This is a genomic window from Liquorilactobacillus uvarum DSM 19971 (genome assembly GCF_001434935.1).
Taxonomy (GTDB): Bacteria; Bacillota; Bacilli; order Lactobacillales; family Lactobacillaceae; genus Liquorilactobacillus; species Liquorilactobacillus uvarum.
The window spans coordinates 1-4,638 of the sequence record NZ_AZEG01000063.1; the positions used below are offsets into that span (position 1 = coordinate 1).

The window sequence follows — 4,638 nt, forward strand, 5'->3', positions numbered from 1 at the left end:
TTAATGTAAGTCTCGTCTATCCTCCAACTTTTGGTATGGGAGGTTTGATGTTGGCGCTATAAAGCCTTAAAGATGCGACCATAATGATGAACCCAACGCATGACCGTGGTGTGATGCACACTAACCCCGCGATCACGTAGCAATTCAACGATATCACGGTAGCTGAGACTGAACCTAAAATAGTAGCCAACGGCTACTATAATGATATCCTGTTGAAAGTGGCGTCCTTTAAAGTAATTCATGCGCACAATCCCTCGTTTCTTGTCACTCAGTATACTAGAATGAAGTTGCCAGGCAAACTTTGCACCAGAGCCGATTTGACAATTCGTCGCGCAAAAAAGGACCAAAACAAAAGTTTTGCTTTGATCCCTATTTCAACGCTGATCACTAAAAGTTTTTAAATCAGCTTTTATTACAGATTTATATTAACGTTTTTCAATTTCATCTTCAGCGACCCATTTATGGTTGGTAACTTGCTTGCCACCATTTGTAGGCTGATAATTTACCATGTAAGCTGGTCCCTTTTGGATCTCAACTATCGTAGCAGAGCTATTTTTCATCCCCGCCATATGATCAGCTTTTAATGTTACCTTATCACCTTTTTTGTATTCTTTTCGATTACCCTCGATTTCATTAATAGTGACCCATTTATGATCTTTGACCATTTTTTTATCGGAAGTTGATTTGTAATCTACTGCGTATAACTTCGAGTCATAAGCATTTACGATCGTTGCATTGGCATCTTTCATACCTTTCATATGATCTGCCGTTAACTTAACTTTAGTACCGGCCTTATATTTTGGTTGCTCAGCTTTCTTTAAACCATGCACTTTTTTCGAACCTGTATGCTCGTGCATTTCTGTTTTCTCAGAAGAATGACTGTGCGTAGATGACCCTTCTTTTTGAGTAGAATTACTAGAACAGCCTGCCACCAAGAATAACATGGCAACTACTGCACACACATACCGTACTAACTTTTTCAACTTTCCCACTCCTTTTTGATAAAGTCTGTTTCTACCTTAACTATAATTAAGAAATAGCTAGTTGACAACAAATTACCCTCAGCAAATTGAGTATGCTCATTTATCTTAAAAAAGCGGCACATTCTGCCAATAAAAAAGCCTTCCCTTAGCACGAGAAAGCTTTTTACTGAATTACCAAATTTTATTTTTCTCTAAATTCGCCCTTGATCACTGAATCTCCATCATCGGAATGATCACCTTGAGTGGGATCAGTCATAACAAGCGCAGTCACTGCATATAAGATAGCCCCACCGATAATATTACCAGGAAATATGATCAAAAATGCACCGATGATCCGCACAATTGCCTTATCCCAACCAAAATATTCAGCAATACCGCCAAAAACACCACTCACTATTTTGTCAGACGATTTTGTTAATTTCTTTTTAGTCATTTAAAAAACTCCTTTTTTAGTCACGCACTATCAAATTTTATCATTTTAAGCTTCTATGTCATTTTTATGAGTTAAATCGTGTTCTTTGTCTGGAATAAAAACCTGATCTAAACTTTCTTTATAATCCGTCCACATTTTATAAACCTGTTCCAAATGCTGTTCACCATCACTTGTGATTTGATAATACCTACGATTTCTACCCTGAAACGGCTGGTCATAGGTCGTTAAATACCCCTCTTTTTTCAAACGACGAAGTACGGGGTACATTGTCGATTCGGAAATTGAAATTGCCTTCTGCATTTCTTGCGTTAATGCATAACCGTAATAATCTTCTCGATTCAACAAGGCTAAGACCAGACCGTCAAGTAAATCAGCGGTTACTTGAATTTTCATAAGCACTGCTTCCTTTCTTTAACAAACTCTGCTTAACGGACTGTGTTGTCTCCACCCGAATTTTTGACTACTACTACATTCTGCGCTGTACCACTATGGATCCGGCTGCCTTCATTAGTTTTACCAAATACATGATTGTCACCATCAGAACTTGTAACATCAAAACCACCAGCTTTAACGTTAGTCAAAAGATTATCTCCATCGGAAGTAGTCAGTGAATAACCATTGGTTACTGTACTTTCGGCAATGTTAACATCTCCGTCAGAAACATCCACTTTACCGCTATCCAAAGCAACGTTATGCATCCTAATGTCACCATTGTCTTGCTGGATCTCAACATTACACAATGCTCCGTTGCGCACACTTAAATCTGAATCTTCTACGGTCACTAACCCGCTTAACAAATTAGTGTTTTCCAAACTAATATCGTCACCATCACGCATTTCAATATTTGTAGTGTCAATATTCATATTGTCTAATTTTAAAGAACCCTCAGATCCTAGTGCTTCTAAGTTAGCAATACTAAGACCTTGCATATGAGTTTCTCCATAATTATTAAGATCACGAACTTTTTTCAATTTGGCAGATTGTAAAATTTAAATTGAACATTTAAGTGGACAGAAAAACCCATCAAGGTCTTTAATGGTGTTACCACACAATCCATTAGAAAGAAGGACCTTGATGAGCACCACTATTTTATCATTCCAGAACCGTGTTGTCATTGAAACGCTTCATAATGAAGGACGTTCCTTGCGATACATCGCTAACTACTTTGGCTTTAGTAAGACCACCATCTTTAACGAACTTCACCGGCTAAATAGTGAGTACCAGGCTGGGCTAGCGCAAACTGACTTTGAACGAAAGGTTAGTCAACGGGGGCGAAAGTCTTCGCTTACTAAAAACCTTAAACACTTGATTGAAGAAAAGATTCAAGTCCAGAAGTGGTCCCCTGAACAAGTTGCCCATGTGGTGGGGATTGCCTACAAGACGGTCTATAACTGGATTGATCAAGGATGGCTTGATGTACAGCTACCCGATTTGCCTGATCATGGAATTCGTCGTCATCGTGCTAAAGAAAAGCGTGGTACGTTCAGTCACGGCCGCTCAATTGAGAAGCGTCCTCATAAAGTCGAAACTCGCCAGGAATTCGTCCACTTTGAAGCTGATACCGTACTTTCTGGTAAACGTAAAGGTCAAGCTGTGGCTACTTTTGTGGAGCGTAAAAGTCGCCTGACAATTGTTAAACGGCTCCATGGTCGCGACGGTCAGTTCATGACTCAAGCCGTACTTGAACTAGCTAGTCAACTTCAAGACAAGCTCAAGACGCTTACTGTGGATCATGGTAAAGAGTTCGCTAACTACCAGACAATTGAACAGCTAACAGGTACTCAGGTTTATTTTGCCCATGCTTATTCACCACATGAACGCGGTAGTAATGAGAACCGTAACCGAGTTTTGCGACGGTTTATTCCCAAGGGACAAGCCATTGAAGAACTAAGTGATTACCAACTGGTTCAAATCAACTGGTATCTGAATTCACGGCCACTTAAATGTCTTAATTGGCATACACCAATCGAGATCTTCTTGCTTAATTTACGTCATTAAATTCGTTCAAGTTATTTCTTGCAATCTACCAAAACAACATTTTATATGATGTTTTTACTGGGAATACTATTTTCATTCGGCATAATGATAATCGGTCCAAGCTACTTCATTGAATTGCCCCAGGTTGATCATGATACCTTTAATGTTGGAAAAGTTATTGCACTGATTCAAAATATGGTGATGAGTATTTTATTCTTGGTTCAATTTTATCAAAGAAAAAATGAAGGTACCTCAATAGCTGGTCAATCCTTTATCATCGCATTCACAAAATGGATTGGGACTCCCTTAACCGTTGGGCTCCTTGCGATATTAACTGACCCAACTGGATTTATGATAGTTATTGTTGGTCTCATATTTATTTGTGATACTTGGTATATGCTTGCAATTTATAATGAGTTAAAATCTCAGGGAATTAATCCATTGAAAAGATTATAAGCTGCAGAATCCATCTTAATTAATTTTGAGAACGAATTATTAGCACTACTCTATCTGACAAAAATTTCAAAGTGTACTTAAAAAGCTAAGAAACTATTTGCCACCATATTTTCATATGAATATCTAAAATTTGAAAGTTTAATATTGCATATTTAAAAGGACAGCAGGTTTCCCCCTGCTGTCCTTTTAAGTACGCCGACAAAAATATTTTTCTTGGCTTCCCACACTGTTAACTACTTAATCGGTAAAAGCGGCTATTCCTGACCATCACTAATTTTAATATTCGTGGTAATAATATCAGCATCATCAGCAATGACCTTCTGAATATGGTTAGCATGAATGTGTCCACTGATTGGATTCTTCACACTTTCAATCGTTGAATTTACTTCGGCATTGATATTCGTGCAGTATTCAAACGCTAGATCAGTATTTACTAATACACAATTTTCAAGCGTAATGTTATCCATATAACAGAATCCTTGATCACTTTCAATTGTGCAATTAACTAGTTTAATGTTTGAAGAATTCCAGCCAAAATATTCTCCCACAATTTTTGAATCATAAATCGTGACATTCTCACAATTCCAGAAAGCATCCTTGGTAATCAAAGTTGAATCATGGATCTCAACATTTTTAGCCCCGTCAAAGCCATAATTACCAACCAAACTAAGCTTATTAACTATAATATTATGACTATTCATACAAAAATAGTTACCAGCGGCCTCCACTGTGGGGGCTGTGCCATAAGTCCCTAAGTGAAAGAGCTTCACCAGAGAAAGTAATGATTTT

General features: G+C 37.9%; 7 protein-coding genes and 1 pseudogene. 2 read left to right on the forward strand and 6 right to left on the reverse strand.

The genetic code is table 11. From position 1 onward, the window contains the following. Nucleotides 1–59: 59 nt before the first annotated feature. From FD20_RS13135 to FD20_RS12080, 5 genes and pseudogenes are all read right to left on the reverse strand, one after another. Nucleotides 60–242: pseudogene (locus FD20_RS13135) on the reverse strand (IS6 family transposase); the annotation flags it as partial. 183 nt (nt 243–425) lie between these two features. Then, entirely contained in the window at nt 426–983 is a 558-nt protein-coding gene (locus tag FD20_RS12065) for a YdhK family protein (RefSeq protein WP_016526714.1), read from the reverse strand. Nucleotides 984–1,164: 181 nt separating this feature from the next. Next, nucleotides 1,165–1,416 (reverse strand): PspC domain-containing protein, encoded by a 252-nt coding sequence (locus FD20_RS12070; protein WP_016383003.1) that lies wholly within the window; start codon nt 1,414–1,416, stop codon nt 1,165–1,167. Between the two features lie 45 nt (nt 1,417–1,461). Beyond that, on the reverse strand, nt 1,462–1,809 hold the full coding sequence (locus FD20_RS12075; protein ID WP_003633074.1) for a PadR family transcriptional regulator: 348 nt from the start codon (nt 1,807–1,809) through the stop codon (nt 1,462–1,464). Nucleotides 1,810–1,841: 32 nt separating this feature from the next. Further along, nucleotides 1,842–2,387, reverse strand: coding sequence for a DUF4097 family beta strand repeat-containing protein (locus FD20_RS12080; RefSeq protein ID WP_234420709.1), 546 nt, complete (start codon nt 2,385–2,387; stop codon nt 1,842–1,844). A gap of 103 nt (nt 2,388–2,490) precedes the next feature. Here FD20_RS12080 and FD20_RS12085 point away from each other — a divergent pair, with 103 nt between their 5' ends. Next, nucleotides 2,491–3,414 carry an IS30 family transposase gene (locus FD20_RS12085; protein ID WP_057738828.1) on the forward strand — a complete coding sequence of 308 codons (924 nt, stop codon included), beginning with the start codon at nt 2,491–2,493 and terminating at the stop codon, nt 3,412–3,414. A 45-nt stretch (nt 3,415–3,459) separates the two neighbouring features. Further along, complete coding sequence (locus tag FD20_RS12090; RefSeq protein WP_162255658.1) at nt 3,460–3,849, forward strand: hypothetical protein; 390 nt, start codon at nt 3,460–3,462, stop codon at nt 3,847–3,849. A gap of 254 nt (nt 3,850–4,103) precedes the next feature. Here FD20_RS12090 and FD20_RS12095 read toward each other — a convergent pair. Continuing rightward, the coding region (locus tag FD20_RS12095; RefSeq protein ID WP_157060932.1) for a DUF3737 family protein at nt 4,104–4,638 on the reverse strand (535 nt) is incomplete at its 5' end.